At 69.9% G+C, this 24,721-nt stretch carries 20 protein-coding genes; 13 read left to right on the plus strand and 7 right to left on the minus strand.

The features are described from left to right. Positions 1-13 precede the first annotated feature (13 nt). The 5 genes from D7X99_RS29390 to D7X99_RS29410 all read left to right on the plus strand — a co-directional run bounded on the left by D7X99_RS29390 (position 14) and on the right by D7X99_RS29410 (position 6,778). Complete coding sequence (locus D7X99_RS29390; protein WP_121780680.1) at positions 14-1,810, plus strand: amidase; 1,797 nt, start codon at positions 14-16, stop codon at positions 1,808-1,810. A 63-nt stretch (positions 1,811-1,873) separates the two neighbouring features. Beyond that, positions 1,874-2,458: a TetR/AcrR family transcriptional regulator gene (locus tag D7X99_RS29395; protein WP_121780681.1), complete on the plus strand. Its 585-nt coding sequence runs from the start codon at positions 1,874-1,876 to the stop codon at positions 2,456-2,458. Between the two features lie 103 nt (positions 2,459-2,561). Further along, entirely contained in the window at positions 2,562-3,680 is a 1,119-nt protein-coding gene (locus tag D7X99_RS29400; protein WP_121780682.1) for an aldo/keto reductase, read from the plus strand. Between the two features lie 114 nt (positions 3,681-3,794). Further along, positions 3,795-5,561: a glycoside hydrolase family 88 protein gene (locus D7X99_RS29405; RefSeq protein WP_121780683.1), complete on the plus strand. Its 1,767-nt coding sequence runs from the start codon at positions 3,795-3,797 to the stop codon at positions 5,559-5,561. A gap of 17 nt (positions 5,562-5,578) precedes the next feature. Continuing rightward, positions 5,579-6,778, plus strand: coding sequence for a spore photoproduct lyase family protein (locus tag D7X99_RS29410; protein WP_233613811.1), 1,200 nt, complete (start codon positions 5,579-5,581; stop codon positions 6,776-6,778). Between the two features lie 69 nt (positions 6,779-6,847). Here the strand turns inward: D7X99_RS29410 and D7X99_RS29415 are convergent, their stop codons facing one another. The 4 genes from D7X99_RS29415 to D7X99_RS29430 all read right to left on the minus strand — a co-directional run bounded on the left by D7X99_RS29415 (position 6,848) and on the right by D7X99_RS29430 (position 11,924). Beyond that, a complete protein-coding gene (locus D7X99_RS29415; RefSeq protein ID WP_121780684.1) occupies positions 6,848-8,197 on the minus strand; it encodes a FadR/GntR family transcriptional regulator in 1,350 nt (449 codons plus the stop codon). Between the two features lie 520 nt (positions 8,198-8,717). Next, positions 8,718-9,965 carry a hypothetical protein gene (locus tag D7X99_RS29420; RefSeq protein WP_121780685.1) on the minus strand — a complete coding sequence of 416 codons (1,248 nt, stop codon included), beginning with the start codon at positions 9,963-9,965 and terminating at the stop codon, positions 8,718-8,720. A 91-nt stretch (positions 9,966-10,056) separates the two neighbouring features. Then, entirely contained in the window at positions 10,057-10,377 is a 321-nt protein-coding gene (locus D7X99_RS29425; protein WP_121780686.1) for a hypothetical protein, read from the minus strand. Continuing rightward, positions 10,374-11,924 (minus strand): alpha/beta hydrolase-fold protein, encoded by a 1,551-nt coding sequence (locus D7X99_RS29430; RefSeq protein WP_121780687.1) that lies wholly within the window; start codon positions 11,922-11,924, stop codon positions 10,374-10,376. The genes D7X99_RS29425 and D7X99_RS29430 overlap by 4 nt, the downstream gene beginning before the upstream one ends. A gap of 216 nt (positions 11,925-12,140) precedes the next feature. On the opposite strand from D7X99_RS29430, the gene D7X99_RS29435 reads away from it, so the two are divergent. Continuing rightward, positions 12,141-12,344 carry a YtxH domain-containing protein gene (locus D7X99_RS29435; protein WP_120599180.1) on the plus strand — a complete coding sequence of 68 codons (204 nt, stop codon included), beginning with the start codon at positions 12,141-12,143 and terminating at the stop codon, positions 12,342-12,344. Positions 12,345-12,451: 107 nt separating this feature from the next. Here D7X99_RS29435 and D7X99_RS29440 read toward each other — a convergent pair whose 3' ends face one another. Continuing rightward, positions 12,452-13,828 (minus strand): hypothetical protein, encoded by a 1,377-nt coding sequence (locus D7X99_RS29440; protein ID WP_121780688.1) that lies wholly within the window; start codon positions 13,826-13,828, stop codon positions 12,452-12,454. 224 nt (positions 13,829-14,052) lie between these two features. Next, on the minus strand, positions 14,053-15,390 hold the full coding sequence (locus tag D7X99_RS29445; RefSeq protein ID WP_147476296.1) for a hypothetical protein: 1,338 nt from the start codon (positions 15,388-15,390) through the stop codon (positions 14,053-14,055). A 190-nt stretch (positions 15,391-15,580) separates the two neighbouring features. On the opposite strand from D7X99_RS29445, the gene D7X99_RS29450 reads away from it, so the two are divergent. Beyond that, complete coding sequence (locus D7X99_RS29450) at positions 15,581-16,411, plus strand: urease accessory protein UreD (RefSeq protein ID WP_121780690.1); 831 nt, start codon at positions 15,581-15,583, stop codon at positions 16,409-16,411. On the opposite strand, the gene D7X99_RS29455 is transcribed toward D7X99_RS29450, so the two are convergent. Further along, a complete protein-coding gene (locus D7X99_RS29455) occupies positions 16,412-17,662 on the minus strand; it encodes a cell division protein ZapB (RefSeq protein ID WP_121780691.1) in 1,251 nt (416 codons plus the stop codon). 123 nt (positions 17,663-17,785) lie between these two features. Here D7X99_RS29455 and ureA point away from each other — a divergent pair, with 123 nt between their 5' ends. From ureA to D7X99_RS29485, 6 genes are all read left to right on the plus strand, one after another. Then, positions 17,786-18,571, plus strand: a complete 786-nt coding sequence (gene ureA, locus D7X99_RS29460; protein WP_120581142.1) for an urease subunit gamma — start codon at positions 17,786-17,788, stop codon at positions 18,569-18,571. Next, positions 18,568-20,283, plus strand: coding sequence for an urease subunit alpha (gene ureC, locus D7X99_RS29465; RefSeq protein WP_121780692.1), 1,716 nt, complete (start codon positions 18,568-18,570; stop codon positions 20,281-20,283). The genes ureA and ureC overlap by 4 nt, the downstream gene beginning before the upstream one ends. Positions 20,284-20,295: 12 nt before the next feature. Beyond that, positions 20,296-20,958, plus strand: a complete 663-nt coding sequence (locus tag D7X99_RS29470; protein WP_121780693.1) for an urease accessory protein UreF — start codon at positions 20,296-20,298, stop codon at positions 20,956-20,958. Between the two features lie 26 nt (positions 20,959-20,984). Further along, on the plus strand, positions 20,985-21,701 hold the full coding sequence (gene ureG, locus D7X99_RS29475; protein ID WP_120581145.1) for an urease accessory protein UreG: 717 nt from the start codon (positions 20,985-20,987) through the stop codon (positions 21,699-21,701). Positions 21,702-21,775: 74 nt separating this feature from the next. After that, positions 21,776-24,256, plus strand: coding sequence for an ATP-binding protein (locus D7X99_RS29480; RefSeq protein ID WP_368667807.1), 2,481 nt, complete (start codon positions 21,776-21,778; stop codon positions 24,254-24,256). Then, positions 24,256-24,721: DUF6597 domain-containing transcriptional factor (locus tag D7X99_RS29485; protein ID WP_368667808.1), on the plus strand; the 466-nt coding region annotated here is incomplete at its 3' end. The genes D7X99_RS29480 and D7X99_RS29485, both read left to right, overlap by 1 nt.

The following is a 24,721-nucleotide window of genomic DNA, read 5'->3' on the forward strand; positions in this document are numbered from 1 at the left end:
GTGAGGTCGCGCCATGAGCAGCTCGCGTCGGCAGTTCCTGACCCACACCGTGATTGGACTCGCGAGCACCGCTGTCTCCGCGGCGCCGGACGCGGGCACGTCCGCCCCGCCGGCCGGTGCGCCGCCCACCTTCGGCGCGGGCCCCACGGTGGGGCCGGAGGTGAGCCCTACCACCTTCGCGGAAGCCGAAAAGCTGATGCAGGTGCAGCTCACGCCCGCCGAGCGCACCCAGGCCGCGGGCAACTGGCGCGTGTCCCTGGCCCCGCTGCACGAGCGCCGCACCGGACCGCGCAAGCTGGAGCTGGAGCCCACGCTGTCGCCCGCATCGCAGTGGAACCCGTCGCTGCCGGGGCTCAAGCCCACCGCGCCCGCGAAGGAGCGCTTCGTGCGCAGCCGCGACGCGAAGGTGCCGCTGCCCGCGAAGGAAGAGGACATCGCCTTCGCGCCGCTCACGCAGCTGTCGCGCTGGGTGCAGTCACGAGCCATCACGTCCGAGCGGCTCACGCAGCTCTACCTCGCACGGCTGAAGCGCCATGATCCGAAGCTCCAGTGCGTCATCACGCTGACGGAGGAGCTGGCGCTCCAGCAGGCCCGGCAGGCGGACAAGGACATCGCGGCGGGCCGCTACAAGGGGCCGCTGCACGGCATCCCCTGGGGAGCGAAGGACCTGGTGGACACCGCGGGCATCCGCACCACCTACGGCGCGGAGCCGTTCCGCGACCGCGTCCCAGCCACGGACGCCGCCGCGGTGGAGCGGCTGCACCGCGCCGGCGCCGTGCTGGTGGCGAAGCTCAGCCTGGGGGCGCTCGCGCTCAATGACATCTGGTTCGGCGGCGAGACGAAGAACCCGTGGCTGACGGAAGAAGGCTCCTCGGGAAGCAGCGCGGGGCCGGGCGCGGCGACGGCGGCCGGGCTCGTGGGCTTCTCCCTGGGCAGCGAGACGGGCGGCAGCATCGTGTCGCCGTCCATGCGCTGCGGCGTCACCGGCCTGCGCCCCACCTACGGTCGCGTGCCGCGCACGGGCGCGATGACGCTGTGCTGGTCGCTGGACAAGCTGGGGCCCATGACGCGCGGGGTGGAGGACTCGCTGCTGGTGCTCGCCGCGCTCAATGGCGCGGACGCGGGCGACGTGGCGAGCGTGTCCGCGAAGCTGGACTTCGACGCGAACGCGCCCGTGAAGGGCCTGCGTGTGGGCTACGTGCCCGCGTGGATGAAGGAGAACCCCGCCACGGACGTGGACCGCGCGGCGCTGGAGACGCTCAAGGGGCTGGGCCTGACGCCGGTGGAGGTGCAGTTCCCCGACTGGCCGTACTCCGCCCTCAACGTCATCCTCTTCGCGGAGGCCGCCGCCGCCTTCGAGGAGCTCACGCTCACCCACGGCGTGGACGCGCTGAAGATGCAGACGCCCGACGCGTGGCCCAATCTCTTCCGCCAGTCCCGCTTCCTGTCCGCGGTGGACTTCGTCCAGGCGGACCGGCTGCGCCGCAAGGTGGCCCAGGAGATGGCGCGCATCATGTCGCGGGTGGACGTGCTGCTCGTGCCCTCGCTGCGTGACGAAGCCCTCACCATCACCAACCACACGGGCCACCCGTCGCTCACGCTGCGCACCGGCTTCGTGGAGGTGTCCAAGGCCCGCAGCGACTGGGCCCCGGACCCCAAGCGCCCCGGGCCCACCTTCGCCACCCCGCGCCGCGTCCCCCACGGCGTGACGCTCATTGGCCAGCTCTTCGACGAGGGCACCCTGGGCCGCGTGGGCATCGCCCTGGAGCGGGCCTCCGGAGTCGCCGGCGAGCGCCCGCCCGGCTTCTAGGCTCCCAACAGCCCCCGGTCCGATTATTTTGACAGTTCAGTCCACAATCATTACGTAGGGGGCATGGCACGCACGAAGGAGTTCGACCGGGACCAGACGGTGCGCCGGGCGATGCAGGTCTTCTGGGAGCAGGGCTATGAGGCCACCTCCACGGACGACCTGCTGCGCGCCATGGGCATTGGCCGGCAGAGCATGTACGACACCTTCGGGGACAAGCACGGCCTCTACCTGGAGGCCCTGCGCGCCTACCAGGCGGAGTACAGCGCCAACCTGGTGGAGTGCTTGCGCTCGCACCCGTCGCCCCTGGGCGCCATCCGCGAGTACCTCCTCTCCATCCCCAACGGCACCCAGAAGGTGCGCGCCCGGGGTTGCCTCTTCGTGAACGCCACCGCGGAGCTGGCGCACGTGGACGCGGAGGTCGCCACGCTGCTCAAGACCGGAGGCGCCCTGGGCCAGGGCGCGCTGGAGCGCGTCGTGAAGGATGCCCAGCGCAAGGGCGAGCTCAACCCCAGGGTGGACCCGGGCGTCGCCGCCAGCTTCCTCCTGGCCACCATCGGCGGCCTGCGCCTGAGCGCCAAGGCTGGCACCCCGCCCGAGGCCCTCCGCGACGTCGTGGACTTCGCGATGGCGGGCCTCAGGGCCCAGTAACCCGCCCCGCTGTTCTTCCGTCGCGGGAAGCACCCCGCGCCGCCTTCGCATGTCTGTATCTGGATTGGTCAGTCCAAATAATCCGCTGAAAGGGAGTCACACCATGTCGATGGATCGCTACTACCTGCTGGGCCGTTCGGGGCTGCGCGTCAGCCCGCTGTCGCTGGGCACGATGACGTTCGGGAAGGAGGGGACCTACGGTGGGCCCTGGGGCTCCACGGAGGACGTGTCCCGGACGCTGTTCAACCGCTACCTGGACGCGGGCGGAAACTTCGTGGACACCGCCGACCTCTACACCCACGGCTCCAGCGAGACGCTCATCGGGAAGTTCCTGGAGGAGCGCGGCGACCGGGACCGCGTCGTCGTCGCCACCAAGTACACGTACAACGCCACCCGCCCGGGAGACCCGAACGCGGGCGGAAACAGCCGCAAGAACATGCTGCGCGCGGTGGAGGCTTCCCTGAAGCGGCTGCGCACGGACTACATCGACCTGTTCCTGCTGCACACCTGGGACCGCCTCACCCCGGCGGAGGAGGTGGTCCGCACGTTCGACGACCTCGTGCGCGCGGGGAAGATCCGCTACGCGGGCCTGTCCGACGTGCCGTCCTGGTACGCGGCGCGCGCGCAGACCTGGGCGGAGGCGCACGCGCTCACGCCGCTCATCAACCTGCAGCTCCAGTACTCGCTGGTGGAGCGCAGCCTGGAGCACGAATACGTGCCGCTGGCCCAGACCCTGGGCATGGGCATCACCACCTGGAGCCCGCTGGGCGCGGGGCTGCTCTCCGGCAAGTACCGGCCGAGCGAGGCCGGCGCCCATGGCGAGGGCCGCCTCAACTCCGCGGTGGGTGGCAACCAGCTGGGCCTGTTCACGGAACGCAACTGGCGCATCGTCTCCGCGCTGGAGCAGGTGTCCAAGGCGCTGGGCCGGGACATGTCCCAGGTGGCGCTGAACTGGGTGGCCACGCAGCCCGGGGTGGGCTCGGTCATCATCGGCGCGACGAATCCCAAGCAGCTGGACGGCAACCTCGCCGCGCTCGACTTCAGCATCCCCGCCGAGCTGCGCCGCCAGCTGGACGAGGCCAGCGCGCCGCCCGTGCCCTTCCCCCACGGCATGTTCTCCAATCCCTACCAGCTGAACCTGCACGGCAACGCCGCGGTGGGGGACAAGCCCGCGGGCTACTCGCCGCCCGTGTTCACCGGAGCCGCGCCTCGGGTCAGGTAGGGCACATCCCGTCCTCCGTCAGGGCGGGGGGAACGGCCGCTTGAGACCCCGGGGCCGCTGGTCCCCGGGGTGGCACACCGACACCTTCCGCGCCGGTCAGACAGGGGAGGGTGTATGGGATTGCCAAAGCCGGGAGTGAAGCTGTGGTGGATGTTGGCGTTGCTGGTGGCGCCGGTAGCGAACGCCTTCACGGATGCGGACGCGGTGCGCGTGTTCACGTTCGCCCGCTCGCAGCTCGCGGACACCGTGCTGGAGATGCCCAGCGTGAACCGCTCACCCAAGGCATCCCTGTCCAACGGGACGTGGACCACGGTGGCCAACACAGACAAGGTCGCGTGGACGCAGGGCTTCTTCCCCGGGAGCATGTGGTTCATGTTCCAGGTCGCCAACGAGCCCTACTGGCGTGACCGCGCGGATATGTGGACGCGCCCCCTGGAGGTCCAGAAGACCAACACTGAGACGCACGACCTGGGCTTCAAGATGTACAACAGCTATGGCAATGCCTGGCGGCTCACCGGCAATCCCTACTACCGAGACGTGCTGCTCACCTCCGCCGCGTCGCTGGCCACGCGCTACAACAGCACCATCGGCATCATCGATTGTTGTGATTGGAACCCGGCCTGGAACATCCCGCTCGTCACCGACACGATGATGGACATCGAGCTGCTGCTCTGGGGCGCCCAGAACGGCGGTCCCGCCATCTGGCGCACCATGGCGGTGAACCACGCGCTCCGGACGCTCCAGGACGCGGTGCGCCCCAATGGCAGCTCGTTCCACTACGTGGACTACAACAACAACGGCACCATCCGTTCGCGAGGCACCTTCCAGGGCTACTCCGCCAGCTCCACCTGGGCGCGCGGGCAGGCGTGGCTCATCTACGGCTACACGATGGTGTACCGCTACACGCAGGACGCTCGCTTCCTCACCGCGGCCCGCCGGGTGACGGACTACTACCTGGCGAACCTGCCCGCGGACCGCGTGCCCAACTGGGACTTCAACGCGCCCAGCCAGTCCAAGGACTCCTCCGCCGCGGCCGCCGTCGCGTCCGCCCTGCTGGAGTTGAGCACCCTGGAGACGGACGCCACGCGGCGCACCACCTACCGCAACGCCGCGCTGGCCATGCTCGACTCGCTGGCGTCGCCGGCGTACCTGGCGCAGGGTACCAACAGCCCGGGCCTGCTGCTGCACGGCGTGGGCAACTACCCGGCGGGGCAGGAGATCAACGTCAGCCTCATCTACGGCGACTACTACTTCCTGGAGGCGCTGCTGCGCTTCAACCCGCGCCCCAACTATCCCTGGTACTCGAAGCTGGACCTGCCGCGGAGCCAGCACCTGCTGGGCACCACCAACACGGGCACGCGCATCGTGGAGTTCGACCTCACCCCGCTGGCGGACAACCTGGGCGGCGGCGTGGTGGGCTGGACGGACAGCTCCACGGAGGTGACAGCCTTCAACCGGCTGAACATGGCGCTGCGCATGAGCGAGGACGGCATCTTCCAGGTGCGCAACGGCGCGGGCTACTCGTGGATCCGCCGGGTGCCGTACGTGCGCAACCAGACGTACCACTTCCGCATGAACGTGGACCTCCTCGCGAAGCGCTACTCCGTCTGGGTGACGCCGCCCGGCGCCGCGGAGGTGCTGCTCGTGGACCGGGTCGCGTTCCGGGCGGACGGGCCGCCCATCGACGACCTGGGCCGCGTCGCGGTCATCTCCACCGTGACGGACAGCGACTTCCGGGTGAACAACCACCGTGTCTACGCGCCCACCGCGAGCGTCGCGGCCGCGCTGGAGAAACGGACTCCGCTGCCTGAATCCCTGTGGAAGCAACTGGACGCGCCGGCTCCCGCCACCACGGGCCCCGCGGCTCCGTCCGAGCGCTGACAGCAGGCCCCTGCCCGGTGGCCCGCCCGACGTCAGGGTGGGCCACCGCGAGTGCATGTGAGACGGAAGCCGGTTACATCCGCCGGGTGACGAACCTGGACCTCTTCCTCCCGGAACCCGCCCCGCGCCCGGCCGCCATCCCGGAGGGCCCCGGCCCGCTCGACCGGCTGCTGAAGGTGTCGCGCATCTACCTGGAGCCCGCCGTGCGAGAGCATGCGCGTGGCCGGGAGATTCTCGCGCGCTACCCGGATGCGGAGCGGTTGGAGGTGGCCTCGCACCAGCACATCCCCGGCCTCTTCGGCAACGAAGGGAACGTGGAAGCCTGGAACCGCATCAAGGGCAGCACCCTGGTGCTGGGCGTGAAGAAGACGCTGTCCTTCATCGCCAATGACCGCAGCTCGGACTTCATCGCGCCCTCCACGGCGAACGGCTGTGTCATGGCGTGCGCGTACTGCTACGTGCCGCGCAACAAGGGCTACGCGAACCCGGTCACGGTGTTCGTGAACATCGATCGCATCCAGGAGTCCATCCGCAAGCACGCGAACAAAAGCGGGCCCAAGCTGGAGCCCAACACCGTGGATCCGCACGCGTGGGTCTACGACATCGGGTGCAACAGCGACTGCGCCGCGGACGCCGCCATCAGTGAAAACGTGCGGGACCTGGTGCGGCTGTTCACCACGTTGCCCAACGCCAAGGCGAGCTTCGCCACCAAGCTGGTGAACCGCGAGCTGCTCACCTACGAGCCGGAGGGCAAGACACGCATCCGCTTCAGCCTGATGCCGCAAGCGCCGGCGAAGCTGTTGGACGTGCGCACCAGTCCCATCGCGGAGCGCATCGCAGCCATCGATGACTTCGTGGCCGCCGGCTACGAGGTGCACCTCAACTTTTCCCCCGTCGTCCTTCACGAGGGCTGGCAGGACGCCTACGTGGAGTTGTTCCAGCAGGTGGACGCCGGCATCGGGGAGCGGGCGAAGCAGCAGCTCGCGTGCGAAATCATCTTCCTCACGCACAACGCGGGCCTGCACGAGGTGAACATGGGCTGGCACCCGAAGGCGGAGGAGCTGCTGTGGCGGCCTGAAATCCAGGAGACGAAGGTGTCCCAGGGCGGCGGCGTCAACGTGCGCTATCGCACCGGCTTCAAGGGACGCCACGTGGCGGAGTTCGAGGCGCTGCTCGCGAAGCACCTGCCGTACTGCCGCGTGCGGTACGCCTTCTAGGCAGGTTGCCCGGAAGCGCAGGCGCTACCCGTCAGCGGAGGGTGTGCGGACACGCCGGGCTGTCGCCACTCACGAACCAGGTGAAGGTCCTGAAATGAGCGAGCGCCAGAGGCGCGCAGCCCACCGGACCAGGAGACCCTGGATGACATGAAGTGGTCCGTTCACCGTGTGCGCCGTCACGCGTGTCTGCTCACCGCGGTCGGAGTGTGGAGGCTCGGGCTGGATGCCCTCTTCCGGTGACGAAGCGTTCGAGCCTGTCCGACAGCCGGACAGGTTTCCCGGACCCGCACCCGTCATGTCCTCGTCGATGCAGGCCAGGTCGAGCTCGCACGGGGCGAACATCAAAGGGGTAGGAAACGGCAGCGACCTGTTGTCCGGCTTCACGGCAGGAGCCGCCACCTGGGGGCCGGCTGGAACCGCGAGCGCCTCGGTGTCCTTGACGTCTTGTACAAGGTGCGCAGGGGCGCCCACGCAGGGCGGGGGGGCCTCCAGCGAATCGTCCTGCAGGTCAGTCGGTGAGAGGCGGCAGAGGCCACATCTCTGGACGCCCGGGAGGGCCTCCAGCGACTCATCTTGCTCGGCGGCTGATCCGCTGCGGCCAATGCCATGCTCCTCCACGCAGGGATGCGCCGCGGGTGCCTTGTCCTGCACGGTTGTTCCGAGGGGCCCCTCCTGGGCGCGCGGGGCCGCGGGGGACGCAGGCTCCTGAGGAGCAGGGGCGAAGGCATTCAGCACGCGCTCATCGCGAGCCTTCAGCAGTGCTGGCAGCTCATGCTGAAGTGCCTGCACGTCGCGCTCGTTCAGAATCTCCATCACGCGGAAGGCCCACTCGCGCAGCGCCTCTCCGCCCATGAGCGGCAGCAGTTGGGCGGCTCCTCCCAGGAAGGCCCGCTGCAGGGATTGAACGAGGAGCACGTGCCCCGGACGCGCCGCCACCCGCGCCGCCTGCCGAAGCAATTCGAATTCCGCCCGCGCGCAGGTTTCCCCCGACTCCCAGCGCGCCGCGTCCTGGAGCCGGTAGCACGTGCTCCCCAGCCGGTCCAGGTCGAGGTCCGAGGCCCTCGCGCAGCAGTCGGCCAGCAGCTCCACCAGCACCTGCCGCTTGAGGCTGAAGTAGCCCTCCAGAAGCCACCGGGCATCCGGGTTGCTCGCGTCATGCAGCGCCAACCCCAGGTTCTCCAGCGTCAGCGACTCATCCAGCGGCACCGCGCGCGTCTTGCGTCCGGGGCGCTGTACCACCAGGCCTCGCGCCGCCAGCCGCCGCAGCGCCTCGCGGATGGTGCCCCGACACACCTCATAGCGGCGCGCCAGCTTCGCTTCGGAGCCGAATCGCCCGCTCGGGTGAATCCGCCCCAGCGCGATATCGCGCTCGATTTGCGCCTCCACATAGGCCACGAGTCCTCGCCGCTCCATCCCCATTCCCCTTCCTCGTCCCAGCATCGCCATCCAGCCACAGGGGTCTGACATGGGCGTGCGGGCCCACCCTTCTCATTGCCAGCCAGGGGGGCACCCTCCGGGCCCGGTCAGAGAAAAACCTGTCCGACTGTCGGACAAGTTCGCGGGTCGCATGGGGCGAAAACCTGTCCGACTGTCGGACAGGTTTTGCGGCAATCGGCCCCGGGCGGGCGCTTCTGTCCGTGCCCTCGTTCTGGTGTCCGTGCACGCACGACGTCCCGGCTGCCGCTGTGCTCCGCGAGGCGTGCGGGTCCGGTTTCATGCAGTGCTGACTTGTCCGACAGTCGGACAGGTCTTGAGCCCACCGCGCCCGGACGGGCGCCTCTGTTCGTGGGCCCGCCTTTGCGTCCGCCTGAGTTCCCGTTGTGGCCTGCCGCGGCGCTCCGCGAGGCGCGCGCCCTCGCGGAGAATTTGGAGTCGCGGGATGGAGTGACGGACTGCTGGGGCCTTCTTGGGCGCCTCACTCCCGCCGTGGCCTCTCCGCTCAGTACTCGTGCTGGATGAGCCAGAACACCGCGGTGCGGTGCGACTGGGGGAAGTACACGATGTAGAGGTTGTGGAAGTCGTGCGCGCCCGGGGCCACCAGCGGGTCGTCGTAGAGGCGCGCCACCACCGGCACCTCCGTGCCGCTGCCCAGCTCCTGCGGCAGCACCTGGCCCAGCTCCGGGAAGGCCCATGCGATGCGGCTCGCGAAGTCCGCGTATGTCAGGTCCGGCTGCCGCGTGAACTGCACGCGCTGATTGGACGACAGCTCCGGCAGCGTGGCGAAGGCGCCTTCCACCACCCAGTCCAGTTGCGTGGGCTGCGTGTCCGCCACGGAGGGCACGTTGAACGTCCAGAGGAACTCGTCGCAGGAGTTCTCGCCGGCCTTGCACCGCGTGTGGCCGTCCGCCTGGGCCTCGTTGATGGCGTCGTTGTCCTCCAGCCCCGTGAGCGGCAGCGGGCCCGCGCCGTAGTAGCGCCGGTAGAAGTCCTTGCACACCGGCCACATCCGCGACGTGAAGGCTGCCTCGCCGTTGGCGCACCAGGGCTTCTGGCCCGACGACACCGCGCACTGCGACAGCCAGGCGTCGTGCGCGTCCTGCGCATCCGTGCACTGCGGCAGCGCCTGCGCCGGTGTCACGCTCTGCGTCTCCACCACGCTTTCGTCACACACCTCGATGCGCGTGGCCACGTCCAGGTCGCACGCGGTGAACAGGTCATCCTGCGCGCAGGCCCCGTTGAGACAGCCCAGCGCCAGGCGGAACTTCTTGCCCGCGCCCGTGCCGGTGCTCACCACCGCCAGGTACTCGCCGCCCTGGGCCAGCGTCAGGTTGGCCACCTTGGACAGCTGGCCGTAGCCCGCGTCGTCGTCCTGCGCGAGCACGGCGGTCCCGTAGCTACCGTTGGCGTTCTTCGGGCCGTAGATGAACAGGCCCGTGTCCAGGTACATGCTGCTGCCCAGGTGCGTGACCTCCAGGCTCACCCTCGCGCCCGCGGCCACGTTGAAGCTGAAGGACAGATACCGCGGGTTCGTCGTGAACTGCGTCTGCACCGCACCGTTCAGCCCCACCGGCCCCAGGTACGCCGTGCTGTCCACGATGTTGCCGCTCGTGGGCACGGGCGGCGGGTACAGAATGGCCTGCGTGCTCGAGCCGACCTGCGCGGGCGCTTCTTGCTCCTGCGACGGACCACACGCCGCCACGAGCAACGACGGCACCAGCCACCACAGCCGATTCCAGGCGTGACGCATGCAACACTTCCTTCTTGTCTTGGGGGGAATACCGCTTTGAGACAGAAGGCGTGTTCCACACCGGGAGGTGGGCGTTCAAGTCACAACCGGTTCACAGGTCCTGGAACCAGGCGGCGTAGGGCGTGTTCCGCACGAGGCGCCGGTTGAGGTCCGGCGTGCCATCCGTCCACCACGGCGTGCCTCGCTCCCCCAGGCCCACCTTGTCGCGGTGCACTCGGTCCCGTGCCCTGCGCTCCAGGGCTGCGTCCTTCGCTCGCTTCGCCCGGCCCACGCCGGCGCGGGCTCGCATCAGCGCGGCCACCAGCAGCTCTCGCTGCCGGGGCCCGAGCGCTGGATTGCTGCGGCGCCACAGCCGCCCGTCCACCACCAGGTAGCGTCCATCCGGGGTGGTGGGGGGCGGCGGCTTCGTCACTGCTTCACGGGATACAGGAAGCGCAGGAGGTCACCGAAGCGCGCGCTCCACGCTGCCTCGTTGTGCTGGCCTCCCTCCACCGCCGTGTACTTGAGGTCGTCGTCCAGCACCCAGCCCTTGGCCACCAGCGCGTCGCGCAGCGCCTGCGCATCCGCCACCGTCTCCGCCTGGCTGCCGGAGCCTTCGTTGGTGCCGATGTCCTCCCAGATGCGCAGCTCCGGCTTCGCGGTGAGCGCGTTCACCTCCGAGACAATCTCCCGGTCCGCCCACCACACCGACGGCGACACCACGCCCAGGCGGGTGAAGACGTCCGGGTGCTTGAGTCCCAGCGACATGGAGACCAGCCCGCCCAGCGACGAGCCCGCGAGCCCCGTGAACCGCGCCTCCGGCTTCGTGCGGAACTCCGCGTCGATGCGCGGCTTCAGCTCCTGGATGAGGAACTGGCCATACACATCCGCGCGGCCCGCATCCGGGTACTCCGGAGGGAAGGGCACCGGCGTGTACTCCGCGATGCGGTCGCTGGTGTTGTAGATGCCCACGATGATGAGCGGCTCCACCTTGCCGGACTCCACCAGCGCCTGCGCCGTCTCATCCACGTTCCACTCGCCCGCGAACGCGGTGCTGACGTCCATCAGGTTCTGTCCGTCGTGCATGTAGAGCACCGGGTAGCGGCGCGCGGTGTCCGTCTCGTAGCCGGGCGGCAGCCAGATGATGACGTCGCGCGGCTTGAGGCTGGAGTCCTGGGGCACGACGTTGCGCAGGTAGCGCACGTCACCGGTGAGCGGCGGGGGCGGCGGGGGCGTGGAGAGGTCCGCCCAGCCCTTCACCGCCACGGGCACGCGCTCGAAGCCGCCGCCGGTGGTGAAGGTGTGGTTGGCCACCTCCGCGCCCGTTTCGCTCTTCTCCACCGTGTCCCACGAACCGCGCGTCACCTTGAACTCCAGGCCCGTGCTTGCCGCGAAGGTGACGGCGCCGGCATAGGCGTTGTCCACGGCCTGGTAGAGCTCCACCTCCGCGCCATTCCAGTTCCCCAGTTCCGGCTGGTTTCCGGACAGCCACACCTTGGCCCCAACCGGCGTGATGTCCGGGACCTGGACGATGAACACGGTCCTCGCGCCTGTCTGCCCCCCCTCGGCGCCGAAGCGCTCCACCGTGAGGGCGACAGTCTCCTCGTTCTCACGGGCGGTGACGGTGCGGTCCGCCTCCGGTGCACCCTGGGCGTCCAGCGCCACCTGGGCCGTGGGCGCCGTCATTCGCACCGCGTAGGTGAAGGCGGTGTTCTTGGGCAGCCGGGCCTTCAGGCTGAACTGACGGCCGCCCTGGTAGACCATCTCCAGGCCCCGCCCGTCCGTGCCGCCGAACGTGGCGGTGGGGCCCTTGAGGAAGATCTCCGCGTCGACCGGCGTCTCCGGCGGGACGGTGAGGTCGAACTGGACGTCGGAGAAGAGCTGCTCGACGGGCTTCGGCTCGTCGGAGGAACAGCCCCAGAGGGCCGCCAACGCCAGGACGAGCAGCAGGGTGGGCCTTGAGGGCCGGGGATGCGACATGGATGGGTGTGCCTCCGGGGGCGGGATCAGGCCCCTCGTGAAGGCGCACCCTAACAGCGTGTTCCGGTGCCCATCAGTGGGGCTCGGATGCCCCGGAGCGGACATCCCAAAAGGGCTGCCCCCTTGGCAGCTGGTGGACAGTGCCTACCTTGCGCGGCGCACGGGGGATGGCGGGTCGCATCCCGCCACCCCCTTCAAGCGAAGGAGTCACACCGTATGAAGAAGCTGACGCTGCTGGCCTTGACGCTGGGTGCTATCACCGTGGGCACGGGTTGCCACCGCAACACCCGCGAGGCCGCCAAGGACGATGTGGAGCAGGCGGGCGACAAGGTGAAGGACACGGCCGAGGACGCCGCCGAGGCCACGGGCGACGCCGCGGAGAAGGCCGGCGACAAGATCGAGGACGCGACCGACAAGTAGCCGTCCGCCGCCTTTCGCGCGCGGAAGAAACAAGCACCCCGGACGCCGGACCTTCACGGTGCCGGCCTCCGGGGTGTTGTCATTCATCGCGGATCAGCCGTGCGCGGCTAGAAGCCCGCCGCGAAGTCCACGATGCTCCAGATCAGGCTGAACTGGTGGGACGTGCCCTGCGTCGTGCCGTAATCCGAGACGGTCCTGCCAGCCAGCGCGGGAATCTGGGGGCAGGTCAGCTGGCCGTGGATGGCCTGGGCGTAGCCGTTGGTGGTGATGGCGCTCGCGAAGCTGGACGTGGAGGGAATCGTCACCTGGCCCGACGTGCTGACCGTGTTGTAGGCGCTGGTGTTCGAGAACGAGACGGCGATGGCGTCCGCGTCGAAGGCGTTGTTCCCGGTGATGAGCTGGTTGATGGACGGCACGCCGCCGTTCACGCGCCAGGTACCCGCTTCACGCGCGGTGGCCACGCCGCTGATGGTCGTCCGGCCGGTGACGCGGCCCATGTGGTCGAAGCGGGCCTGGCACGGCGAGGTGCAGGGAATGCTGACAGGGAAGGGGAAGCGCACCGGGAACACCCCGCCCGGCCGGTGGATGACGAAGTCCCACCAGTAGAAATAGATCCGGCGCGAGCACCGCAGTCCCAGCGACAGCTGGCTGGAGCCGGTGACCGTCCGGTTGAGGAGGGGGCCCGTCGGGATGGCGTTGGCGCTCAGCGTGTGCTTCGCGCCTGGCCCGTTCCAGCCGTAGAGGCTGCGGCCCGGGGATGAGACGAGGATGGACTGGGTGGTGGTGGGCGTGCGCGTCGTCGTGGTCGTCCAGCCGCAGGTGCAGGGGCCGATGATGGGGTACCACCAGTACCACTGCTGGACGTAGACCATGGCCTCGCCGCGCAGGTGCGGGAAGTCCTTGGATACCTCCTTCACCAGGTCGTACTCGCCCTGGCCATACCTCGCGTCGAGCTCCGTGACGACGGCGTCCAGCTCGCTGCTCACGTGCACGACGTCCTTCTCCGACGTGACGCCCTTGGACACGGTGAGGCTGCACTCCTTTTCGGTCGCGCAGTCCAGGTTCACGTCATAGGGCTGGGTGGCCAGCGCCTGGCCCTGCGGATCCTCCAGCACCAGCTTCTGCGCCCAGCCCGTCTCCCAGGGCTTGTTCAGCGCGCCGAAGAGCTTCACCTGGGAGATTTCGCCCGCCTTGGGCGTCACGTTCACGCCCGCGGTGGCGGTGTCCTTGCCGTCATAGGAGACGAGCTTCGAGGACCGGGGCAGGTCGTCCTGCCGGTCCGTCCACAGGATGCTCGCGGTCAGCTCCCCGTCCACCAGCGCCACGTCGAGCACGGTGGCGATGTTCGGGCGGGCCTCCTGCGGATCCGCGGCGTGGGCCGGAGCGGCCGCGAGCAGCCCTCCTAGCGCGAAGGAGGAGACGGTCAGCGAGCGCAGCCAGGACGGCACGAGGCCGGACAGGCCTCGCGAAGAGTGATGGGGCATGTGGCAATCCCTTACGGACGAATGGGGGTCCGCCCCCCGACGCGGGAGGTCGGAGGGCGGTTCCCCCTCAGAGCAGGTCCCGTGCCAGGGATTGCGTCATGTCTGACATTGATGCGGGTTTCGGAGGGAATGCGTGGTTTTCCACGATGTTTCCGAAATCGTTTCTTGCGCTGGGAATGTGTCCCTTCACGTTACGGAAACCCCGTTGGGTGTAGCGCGGCGGGCTACAGGCTGTCGAAGAAGGAGTTGATGCCGTCGCGCAGGAAGGTTTCGTTGTCCATGGTGGTGGCGACATCCCAGGCGCGGCCGCTGGGGTTCAGGCCTCCGCCCGGACACACGGCGGTCCCCTGGACGGCCATGGCGTAGCCCCCCTGCGCGCGACCGCGCGGCACCCCCATGGAGCTGTTGCCGTTGTAGTTGTAGGAGGCCTCACCGGACGTCTGAACGAAGCCGGAACCGGTGCTCACGTTGAACGCGGTGATCGCATGGATGAAGGTGGTGTCGTTGGGGGCGGAGTCGGCCGCGTTCAGGAGCGGGCTCAGGGCATTGCCCAGGTGGTACTTGCTCTGCTCCGTGGCGGATCCGTCGAGGAAGGGGTTGTTGGTGCTGATCGCGGACACGGCGCCGGTGATGCGTCCGAAGTGGGTATACCGGCCGCTGCACGTCCCGGCGCAGGTGCTGTAGACAGGCTGGGGCAGAAGCACGGGCTTCACCCGTCCACCGGACTGCTTGATGCCCACGGGCTGGAAGTGAATCGAGGCCAGCGACGTGCAGTGCAGGCTGAGGGTCATCTGGCTGGTGCCCTGCGCGGTCAGGAGGGCCCTCGACGGGCGGTTGGTGGCCAAGGGACGCGCGAACACGTCATGCGCCGCGCCCAGGCTCGTCCCCTGGGTGTTGGAGCGTGCATAGGACGCCTCCCAGGTGCAGCGGCAGCCCTCGGCGGGACCGTATTTGATCAGGCCCTGGGCGTGGGTCAGGGCCTGACCGAACAGCGAGGGCTCGCGCCGGGCCACTTCGTGCACCAGGTCGAACGCCTTGCCGTCCTGTTCCTTCTCGATGACGGCGAGGGTCTCCTGCAGGGCGTTGCTCACGTGCAGGACCTCCCGGCTGGCGGAGATGCCGGGGGCGGCCTTCAGCTCGCAGGTCTTCTCGTCCTCGCAGTCCAGGCTGACGTCATAGGGCTGGCTCGCCAGCTCCCGGCCCTTCGGCTCCCGCACGACGAGCCGCTGCGCCCAGCCCGTCTCCCACGGCTCCTGCACCGCGCCGGACAGCTTCACCTCCGTCTCCTCGCCGGCCTTCGGCGAAAGCCGCTCGCCCGCGGTGAGCTTGTCCGTGCCGTCATAGGACAGGACCTCCACCTCTTCGGGCAGGGACTTCGGCTCCGCGGCCCAGCGGATGCGCGCGGTCAGCTCGCCGTCCTGCATGGACACGTCGAGGATGGTGGCGGGCGCTTCGCTCGTTTCAGCGGCGTGGACGGGCGCGGCCACGAGCATGCCACCCACGGCGAAAGACGAGAGGGTCAGGGCGCGAAGCCAGGGGGCTCGGGGAGAACGACGGTGCATGGTGCTGTCCCTTGGGAAGAAGGTTCCGCCATATCTGACACGGGATGTCAGATTTGGCGGCCGCACCCCAAGAGCAGGTTGCGTGCCAGCGAGTCTCACGTCTGCTTCGAGGGAAGGGGGCTGTAGCGCGGAACGCTACGCAGGACCGGTGTACGGCTTTCCGGAGCGGCTCGCGTGCTAGAAGGGGAGGGTGACTTTCGCTCTTCCCGGCTCGGAGCGCGCGGGCGTCGCGCGGCTCGCGTTCGAGCGCTCGGGGCCCCGCACCGTGGTGCGCACCGCGCTGGCGCACAGCCCCTTGCGGCTGCTCACGCCGCGCAACCACGGCCACGCGGCGTGGGCCTATACCAGCTCCTTCGGTGGCGGGCTGGTGGATGGGGACCACCTGCGGCTGGAGGTGGACGTGGCGGACGGAGCGTCGGCGTTGCTCGCGACGCAGGGCTCGAACCGCGTCTACCGCTCGCCCAACGGTTGCCGCAGCGACCTTGTCGCGCGCGTGGGCCGGGACGCGCTGCTGGCGTGGGTGCCGGACCCCACCGTCTGCTTCACCGACGCCCGCTATTCACAGACGTTGGACGTGACGCTGTCGCCGGGCGCGTCGCTGGTGCTCGTGGACGTGGTGACGGCGGGGCGGAGCGCCCGGGGCGAGCGCTGGGCCTTCCTGCACTACGCCTCGCGCCTGCGCGTCGCGCGGGAGGGGCGCGCGTTGGTGGATGAGCGCTGGGTGCTGGACCCCGCGCACGGCGCGCTGCCAGAGCGGCTGGGCCGCTTCGACGCGCTGGCGTCCGTGCTGCTGGTGGGACCCGCGTTGAAGGACGCGCGGGAGGCCCTGGCCGCGCGCGTGGCGGGCCTGCCGGTGAAGCCTCGAGCCCGGGAGGTCATCTCCGCCAGCCCCCTGGGCGAGGACGGACTGCTGCTGCGCGTGGCGGCAGTGTCGTTGGAGACGCTGCTGGCCACCACGCGCGACTGGCTGTCCTTCCTACCGGGCCTGCTGGGTGACGACCCGTGGGCCCGGCGGGTGTGACTAATAGCGGGTGATGTCGAACGTGCTGTAGTTCTTGTACAGCTCGCTGACGTGATCCGCCGTCAGGTTGACCGCGTCCTTGTGGTTGTTCGTCTTCCACTCGGCGGTGTTCGCGTCCAGCAGGCGGTTCGGGCCGTCCGTCTTGTGCAGGCCCAGCACGTGGCCCTCCGCGGCCTCGCCCGACTTGCGCAGGCCGATGCGGTAGTGGCCGTTGTCCTTCGTGCCGTCGTACAGCTTCTGCGCGAAGGTTTCCTGGGTGATGGGCTCGAAGTCCTGCACCTTCACTCCCGGGTGACCGCCGCCACGGCCCGTGCGGAAGTCGTCCACCAGATGGGAGATGGACTCCTGCTTCTGGGTGATGGCGTCCTTGTCCTGGTTGAGCTGGGCCATCCCCGCCTTGATGTCCTGGGTCAGCTCGCTGCGCTGCTGCTTCAATCCCTGGCGCTGCTCCGGCGAGAGGTCCGGGTTGGTGAGCAGCTCGTTGATCTCCTTGCGCTGCGCGCTCTTGCCCTGGAGCTGCTCCACGCGGCCCTGGAGCTTCCCGATATCATCCATGTGCGCGCCGTTCAGCTTCGTGAGGGCGTCACTCTGCAGGTGCTCGGCGTGCTGCTTGTCGATGAGCTTCCCGAAGTGGTTGTCCGTCAGCTTGCCGAACGCCTGCGAGCCCTTCATCGGGTCACCGCCCGCCTCCTTGCCGGTGCGGATCCACTCAGAGGTCATCGCGCTGCACACGCCCGCGTCCGTGCCCGCGGGCATGTTCGGCTGCTTCAGCATCGGGTGGCTGCTCTGGTCCGTGTAGCGCAGCACCTCCGCGCCCGGATTCTCCAGCTTCATCTCCTCGACGATCTTCTGGATTTGAGGGCTCGGCGTCATGGCCTTGCCCTTGCCCGGCGTGCGGCCCAGGGCCATGTCCGCGATGTCGCTCTCGGAGAGGTTGGGCGACTGCATCTGCGGACCCTGGAGTGAGTTCGCGTCGATGGTCGGGCGCGACGAAGACGCCTGGGGGCTGCCGGACGGCTTGAACGCGTCACCCTGGGGCGTCGTCCCGGTGGGAGTCGTCGGCCGGGAGACACCCGGCGAACCCGTAGGCGTCGCGGTGGGCGAAGCGGACGGCGTCGCGGTGGGCGTCGCCGGCTTCGCGCCCGTCGTGCCCGGCTTCGAGAAGGTCGGCTGGGCCACCGTGTTCGTCGCCTTCGGTGGGGCGGGAGGCGCCTTGGGCGTCTTGGGGAAGCCGGCCTTGAAGCTCTTCATGGGGGACTCCGGAGGGGGAGAACGGCGCGAGGGGCCTCCATCCTGGCTCACACTGACGCGTCGCGCTAGGGTCTGGCGGGTCGGCGCATCCCGCACCCGGAAGAACCGAGGGAGTCGGACCCCATGCATCTGTCCCCCCGTGACGTGGACAAGCTGCTCCTGCACCAGGCGGGCGTCGTCGCCCAGAAGCGGTTGGCGCGAGGCCTGCGCCTCAACTATCCGGAGGCGGTGGCGCTCATCGCCACGCAGCTTCTGGAGTTCATCCGCGACGGACGCAGCGTGGCGGAGTTGATGGACCTGGGGCGCCGGTTCCTGGGGCGCGCGCAGGTGATGGACGGCGTGCCGGAGATGCTGGCGGAGGTGCAGGTGGAGGGCACCTTCCCGGATGGCACCAAGCTCGTGACGGTGCACCACCCGGTGGTGGCGGAGCACGGGGACCTGTCGTTGGCGCTCTACGGCAGCTTCCTGCCGGTGCCGCCGCTGGAGCGCTTCACCGTGCCCGCCGCGTCGCCGGAAGGGCCTCCCGGGCTCGTGCGCGCGGCGGAAGGCGCGCTGGAGCTCAACGCGGGCCGCAAGGCCATCACCCTGCGTGTCACGCACCGGGGCGACCGGCCCATCCAGGTGGGCAGTCACTACGCGTTCGCGGAGACGAACCGCGCGCTGGTGTTCGACCGGGGCCGCGCCTACGGCCACCGGCTGGACATCCCCGCGGGCACGGCGGTGCGCTTCGAGCCCGGCGAGGTGAAGACGGTGTCGCTGGTCCCCATCGCGGGCGAGCAGGTGGTGCGCGGCGGCAACGCGCTGGGCAGCGGCAAGGTGTCCGACGAAGGCCGTGAGCGCCTGCTGGCCGCGGTGCGCGCGCAGGGCTTCGGTCACGAGGAAGAGACTCCCGAGGAGGACCGCTCATGAGCCGCAAGTTGGATCGCCGCCACTACGCGGACATGTTTGGTCCCACCACGGGGGACCGGGTGCGGCTGGGGGACACGGGCCTGTGGCTCCAGGTGGAGCGCGACGCCACCGTCTACGGCGACGAGTGCAAGTTCGGCGGCGGCAAGGTGCTGCGCGAAGGCATGGGCCAGCGCGCGGGCACGGGCGACGCGGACGCGCTCGACTGCGTCATCACCAACGCGCTCGTGGTGGACTGGACGGGCATCTTCAAGGCGGACGTGGGCATCAAGGCCGGGCGCATCTCCGCCATCGGCAAGGCGGGCAACCCGGACGTCATGGCGGGCGTCACGCCGGGCATGGTGGTGGGCGTCACCACGGAGGTCATCGCGGGCGAAGGCCTCATCCTCACCGCGGGCGGCCTGGATACACATATCCACTTCATCAGCCCGCAGCAGGCGGACGAGGCCATCGCCAGCGGCATCACCACCTGGGTGGGCGGCGGCACCGGCCCGGCCACCGGCACCAACGCCACCACCTGCACGCCGGGCGCGTGGAACCTGGCGCGCATGCTGGAGGCCACGGACACGATTCCCCTGAACATCGGCCTCACCGGCAAGGGCAACACGTCCCTGCCGGAGGGCTTGTTGGATCAGGTGCGCGCGGGTGCCATTGGACTCAAGCTGCATGAGGATTGGGGCACCACGCCCGCGGCCATCGACACGTGCCTCACGCTGGCGGACGCGGAGGACGTGCAGGTCACCATCCACACGGACACGCTGAACGAGTCTGGCTACGTGGATGACTCGCTGGCGGCGTTCAAGGGCCGCACGATTCACACGTACCACTCGGAGGGCGCGGGCGGCGGCCACGCGCCAGACATCATCCGCGTGTGCGGCGCGCCCAACGTGCTGCCCAGCTCCACCAACCCCACGCGGCCGTACACGGTGAACACGCTGGATGAGCACCTGGACATGCTCATGGTGTGTCACCACCTGGACCGTGAGATTCCGGAGGACGTGGCCTTCGCGGAGAGCCGCATCCGAGGAGAAACGATTGCCGCGGAGGACATCCTCCACGACCTGGGCGCCATCAGCATGATGGCCTCCGACAGCCAGGCCATGGGCCGCGTGGGCGAGGTCATCACCCGCACGTGGCAGACGGCGCACAAGATGCGCGAGCAGCGCGGGCGGCTCCCCGGCGAGCAGGGTGACAACGACAACCTGCGCATCCGCCGCTACGTGGCGAAGTACACCATCAACCCAGCCATCGCCCACGGGCTGTCCCACGAGGTGGGCTCCGTGGAGCCAGGCAAGCTCGCGGACCTGGTGCTGTGGCGGCCCGCCTTCTTCGGCGCGAAGCCGGAGCTGGTGCTCAAGGGCGGCTTCATCGCGTGGGGCCAGATGGGGGACGCGAACGCGTCCATCCCCACGCCGCAGCCGTACCTCATGCGCCCCATGTTCGGCGCGCGCGGAAGGGCGCGGGGCTCCACGAGCATCGCCTTCGTGTCCGGGCGCGCGCTGCGTGAGGGCACCGTGCAGGGGCTGGGGCTCACCAAGCGGCTGTCCGCGGTGGTGAACTGCCGCGCGTTGGGCAAGAAGGACATGCGCCTCAACGACGCGCTGCCGGTCATCACGGTGGATCCGGAGACGTACGAGGTCCGCGCGGACGGGGAGTTGCTTCGCTGCGAACCCGCCACCTGGCTGCCATTGGCGCAGCGCTACTCGCTGTTCTGAGGACGGCGCGCCATGGCTTCCGGCTGGAGGGTGTTGCAGCTGGCGGACTCGGGGTTTCCCACGGGGGGCTTCGCGCACTCGGGGGGCCTGGAGGCCGCGGTGCAGGCGGGCGAGGTGCGCGGCCCGGGCGACGTGCGGCGCTTCGTGGAGGCGCTGGTGTGGCAGGCGGGACTGGGCGGCCTGCCGCTGGTGGGCTCGGCGTGGCGCGAGCCCTCTTCACTGCCGGCGCTGGACGCTCGCGCGGACGCGTTCCTCACCAACCACGTCGCGAACCGGGCCAGCCGAACGCAAGGCAGGGCCTTCCTGGACACCTGCGCGCGCATCTTCCCGGAGGCCGTGGGGCCCGTGCGCGAGGCGGCCCGCGCGGCCCGTGTGAAGTTCCACCACGCGCCCGCGTTCGGCGCGGTGCTGCACGCGCTGGACGTGGAGCAGGAGGACGCCCTGCGCCTCTTCCTGTCGCTCACCCTGCGGGGCGCGCTGTCCGCGGGCGTGCGCATGGGCGTCATCGGCACGCATGAATCCCACCAGGTGCAGCACGCGGCCACGCCGCTGCTGGAAGTCGTCCTGGCGCAATGCAAGGCATTGGGCGTGGAGGACCTGGCCCAGCCCGCGCCGCTGTGGGACCTGTTGGGCGCCACGCACGACCGGCTGTACTCCCGGCTGTTCCAGTCCTGAAGCAAGAGACGAAAAGGAAGCGCGACATGCACGACGACGACCACCGCGGCCATGGGCAGGACGGGCACGAGCACACGCACGAGGACTGGGACCACCCGGGCCACTTCGACGCGCGCGACAAGCCGCACCGGCGTGACTACTCGCAGCGGGCCTTCACGATTGGGATTGGCGGGCCGGTGGGCAGCGGCAAGACGGCGCTGGTGCTGGCCCTGTGCAAGAAGCTGCGCGACCAGTACCGCCTGGGCGTGGTGACCAACGACATCTTCACCAAGGAGGACGCGGAGTTCCTGGTGCGCAACCAGGCCCTGTCCCCGGAGCGCATCAAGGCGGTGGAGACCGGCGGCTGCCCGCACGCCGCCATCCGCGAGGACATCAGCCACAACCTGCTCGCGCTGGAGCAGTTGATGGAGGAGCTGCACCCGGAGCTGCTCATCGTGGAGAGCGGCGGTGACAACCTGGCCGCGCAGTACAGCCGCGAGCTGGCGGACTACACCGTGTATGTCATCGACGTGGCGGGCGGGGACAAGGTGCCGCGCAAGGGGGGGCCGGGCATCACCCAGTCGGACCTGCTGGTCATCAACAAGACGGACCTGGCGCCGCACGTGGGCGCGGACCTGGGCGTGATGGACCGCGACGCCCGGAAGATGCGCGGCGAGGGTCCCTTCGTCTTCACCCAGGTCACGCATGACGTGGGGGTGGACTCGGTGGTGGGGCATTTGCTCGACGCCTGGCGGCGGAGATAGGGACTGGACGAACGGTCCGTCCCGGGCCGCACTCCGCCACTGACAGCCGGAGCGGGACGTGTAGTGTGCCGCCCGTGGGCATCCTCGAGCGGGCACGGGTGGAGTGGTTCGCGGCGGCCTTCGGACTCGTCGTGGGCACCACGATGGTCTTCGTGCCCTACGAGTTCGGGGCCGCCATCTTCCAGCTCATCTACCCGTACGTCCGCCCGCTCGGCAGCCTGTTCCTGGTGGGCTCGGCGACGATGCTCGCCGCGATGCTGTACCCCACCTGGCCTCCGTTCGTGGGGTGGCTGGGCCGGGCGCTCTTCCTGGCGGCGGTGGCCTTCTACTGGTGGGCCGCCGCCGTGCTGCCCCGAGGCATCACGGGCTTCATCCTGTACCCGCTGCTGGCGGGACTGCTGCTGCTGGAGCGGACCCACCGCTTCCGGGGGAGGGGCCTGCTGTCGGTGTTCATCGCCTGCGTGGCGCTGAGCTTCGGCGGGTTGATGGTCCTGGTCCCCAGCAGCTTCATCCGCATGTCGCTGCTGGTGTTCGGGCCGTTCATCCGGCTGCAGGGTGGCGCCTTCCTGGTGACGGGGGTGCTGCTGGCGGTGGGGTTGTGGCGCGGCCACGAGCGGGCCTGCCGCATCGCCGTGGGGAGCTTGAGCGTCCTGTTCCTGAACATGACGCTCGCGTTGGGGTCGCGACGCTCCTGGGCCGGGATGGGCTTGTACGCGGTGCTGGCCCTGGCCTGTCTGTTGTTGCTCTGGATGCGGCAGATCCCTGCCCCGTCCGGGGTGCGCTGGCGGCTGTTCCGGGGCATGGCCCTGGCGTCGGTGCTGCCCATCCTGGGCGTGGGGGCGGTGACGTCGTACGTGGCCCAGCGGGCCATCTCGGTGGAGCTGCGCGGCAAGGCGCAGCAGGCGGTGCTGGCGGAGACGGCGTGGCTGGAGCAGTCGGCGTCCATCGCGCGCTCGCTCTTGCGTTCGCAGAGCCGGGACCCGGGCTTCATCGAAGCGGTGCGCACCGGGGACCGCAAGGAGATGATCGAGCGGGTGGAGTTGCTGGAGAACGACACCACCCTCTTCGACGCGGCGTGGCTGCTGGACGCCACCGGGGAGACGCTGGTTCCGTCCAAGCGGCTGAACCGCCTCACCGGCAACTTCGCGGACCGGGAGTACTTCCAGCAGGCGCTGAACGGGGGCGACGCGGTCTGGGTGTCTCGGCCCTTCCTCACCCGCGCGGGGCTGCCCTTCATCGTCTTCTCCACGCGGGTGGACCTGGGGGAAGGCCAGCGCGCGGTGCTGGTGGGCGGGCGGTCCTTGCAGCGGCTGGGTCTCCAGTCGACGCTGGCCTCGCGCAGCTACCATGTGGAGTTGTTCGACCGGCGCGACGGCACCCTGCTGCGCGAGACCGAACGGGGCGACGTGCTCACGCGGGCGCCGGTGCTGGGAATGCTGGCCCCGGAGGCGCTGTCGGCGCGGGAGGGCCTGCTGGAGGCGTTCAATGAATCCGGGCGCCGCCTGCTGGTGGCGTACGCGCAGGTGCCGGACACGGAGTGGACGGTGGTGGTGACGGCGCGGCTGCGCGAGGCGTTCGCGCCGGTGACGCGCATGGGCGCGTGGGTGGTGGGCATCGCCGCGCTGGCGGGGGCCATCTCGCTGCTCCTGTCGCAGTGGGTGGGGCGGGACGTGGCGGTCCGGCTGGAGACGCTGCGGGACGGCTTCGCCGCGCTGGGCACGCCCGCCCTGGAGCAGCGGGTGCAGGCCCGGGGCGACGACGAGGTCGCGCAGCTGGCGGACGGCTTCAACGACATGGCGGCGCGCATCGACCGGACGCAGAAGGAGCTGCGCGAGGCCATCGCCATCCGGGACCAGTTCCTCTCCATGGCGAGCCACGAATTGCGCACGCCGCTGACGCCGCTGAAGGCGACGCTGGAGCTGCTCATCCGCCAGTCGGAGTCCGGCGCGGGGCTGACGCCGGAGCGGCAGCGCGCCACCTTCGAGCGGCTCACGCGGCAGGTGGACCGGCTGACGCGGCTGATTGGCGACATGCTGGACGTGTCGAGGTTGCAGGCGGGGAGATTCGCGCTGACGGTGGCGCCCATGGACCTGACGGCGCTGGCGCACGAGGTGCTGGAGCGCATCCAGTCCACGCGTCCGGAGCGCCAGGGGTTGTTGTCCCTGGACGTCCCGGAGGGGCCTCTCGTAGGCCGGTGGGACGAGCAGCGATTGGATCAACTGCTGACGAACCTGGTGGAGAACGCCCTGCGCTATTCGCCGCCGGGGACGCCGGTGTCCATGCGGGTGCGCGAGGAGGAAGGGCAGGTGCGGGTGGACGTGGAGGACCAGGGTATCGGCATTCCGCAGGAGAGCCTGCCGCAGCTCTTCACGCCCTTCTTCCGCGCGCGAAACGCGGCCGAGCACTACGCCGGAGGCCTGGGATTGGGGCTGGCCATCTGCCGCGAAATCGTGGAGCGCCACGGAGGCCGCATCCAGGCGAGCAGCGAGGGGCCGGGGAAGGGCACGTGCTTCACGGTGTGGCTGCCCCGCGCGGCCGTCGCGGACGCGGCCTGATGCGCTACGTGGAGTCGAGCCCCTGCGCGGCGCTGGCGCCGTACGTCCAGTGCTACTGGGCGCTGGAGCTGTCAGGAGCGGCGCCGGTGGGTGTGCACCGGGTGCTGCCGGACGGGTGTCTGGACATCCTGGTGGACCTGACGGACGGGGTGGGGCTGCGCGTGGTGGGCGCGATGCGGGCGGCGGAGGTGGTGCCGTTGTCCGCGCGTGCGTCCTTCGTCGCGGTGCGCTTCCGGCCCGGGGGCGCGCAGCCGTTCCTGCGGCTGCCCTTGCTGGAGCTGACGGACGCGAAGGTGGCGCTGGGGGACCTCTGGCCGCGCGAGGCGCGTGAGTGGCGCGAGCGGCTGGGCGCGGTGGAGGGGACGGCGGCGCGCTTCGCCCTGCTGGAGCGGCTCTTGCTGGGCCGGCTGCCCGGGCAGGAGGGGGACGCGGGGGTGCGGCACGCGGTGGACCTCATCCTGGGAG

Origin of the sequence: Corallococcus sp. AB032C (genome assembly GCF_003668935.1) — a bacterium.
Taxonomy (GTDB): domain Bacteria; phylum Myxococcota; class Myxococcia; order Myxococcales; family Myxococcaceae; genus Corallococcus; species Corallococcus exiguus.

What these genes read in the sequence shown, in the direction of transcription:
- D7X99_RS29390 (WP_121780680.1), top strand. Translation starts at nt 14, where the DNA reads ATGAGCAGCTCGCGTCGGCAGTTCCTGACCCACACCGTGATTGGACTC.
- D7X99_RS29395 (WP_121780681.1), top strand. Translation starts at nt 1,874, where the DNA reads ATGGCACGCACGAAGGAGTTCGACCGGGACCAGACGGTGCGCCGGGCG.
- D7X99_RS29400 (WP_121780682.1), top strand. Translation starts at nt 2,562, where the DNA reads ATGTCGATGGATCGCTACTACCTGCTGGGCCGTTCGGGGCTGCGCGTC.
- D7X99_RS29405 (WP_121780683.1), top strand. Translation starts at nt 3,795, where the DNA reads ATGGGATTGCCAAAGCCGGGAGTGAAGCTGTGGTGGATGTTGGCGTTG.
- D7X99_RS29415 (WP_121780684.1), bottom strand. Translation starts at nt 8,197, where the DNA reads ATGGGGATGGAGCGGCGAGGACTCGTGGCCTATGTGGAGGCGCAAATC.
- D7X99_RS29420 (WP_121780685.1), bottom strand. Translation starts at nt 9,965, where the DNA reads ATGCGTCACGCCTGGAATCGGCTGTGGTGGCTGGTGCCGTCGTTGCTC.
- D7X99_RS29430 (WP_121780687.1), bottom strand. Translation starts at nt 11,924, where the DNA reads ATGTCGCATCCCCGGCCCTCAAGGCCCACCCTGCTGCTCGTCCTGGCG.
- D7X99_RS29435 (WP_120599180.1), top strand. Translation starts at nt 12,141, where the DNA reads ATGAAGAAGCTGACGCTGCTGGCCTTGACGCTGGGTGCTATCACCGTG.
- D7X99_RS29440 (WP_121780688.1), bottom strand. Translation starts at nt 13,828, where the DNA reads ATGCCCCATCACTCTTCGCGAGGCCTGTCCGGCCTCGTGCCGTCCTGG.
- D7X99_RS29445 (WP_147476296.1), bottom strand. Translation starts at nt 15,390, where the DNA reads ATGCACCGTCGTTCTCCCCGAGCCCCCTGGCTTCGCGCCCTGACCCTC.
- D7X99_RS29455 (WP_121780691.1), bottom strand. Translation starts at nt 17,662, where the DNA reads ATGAAGAGCTTCAAGGCCGGCTTCCCCAAGACGCCCAAGGCGCCTCCC.
- ureA (WP_120581142.1), top strand. Translation starts at nt 17,786, where the DNA reads ATGCATCTGTCCCCCCGTGACGTGGACAAGCTGCTCCTGCACCAGGCG.
- ureC (WP_121780692.1), top strand. Translation starts at nt 18,568, where the DNA reads ATGAGCCGCAAGTTGGATCGCCGCCACTACGCGGACATGTTTGGTCCC.
- D7X99_RS29470 (WP_121780693.1), top strand. Translation starts at nt 20,296, where the DNA reads ATGGCTTCCGGCTGGAGGGTGTTGCAGCTGGCGGACTCGGGGTTTCCC.
- ureG (WP_120581145.1), top strand. Translation starts at nt 20,985, where the DNA reads ATGCACGACGACGACCACCGCGGCCATGGGCAGGACGGGCACGAGCAC.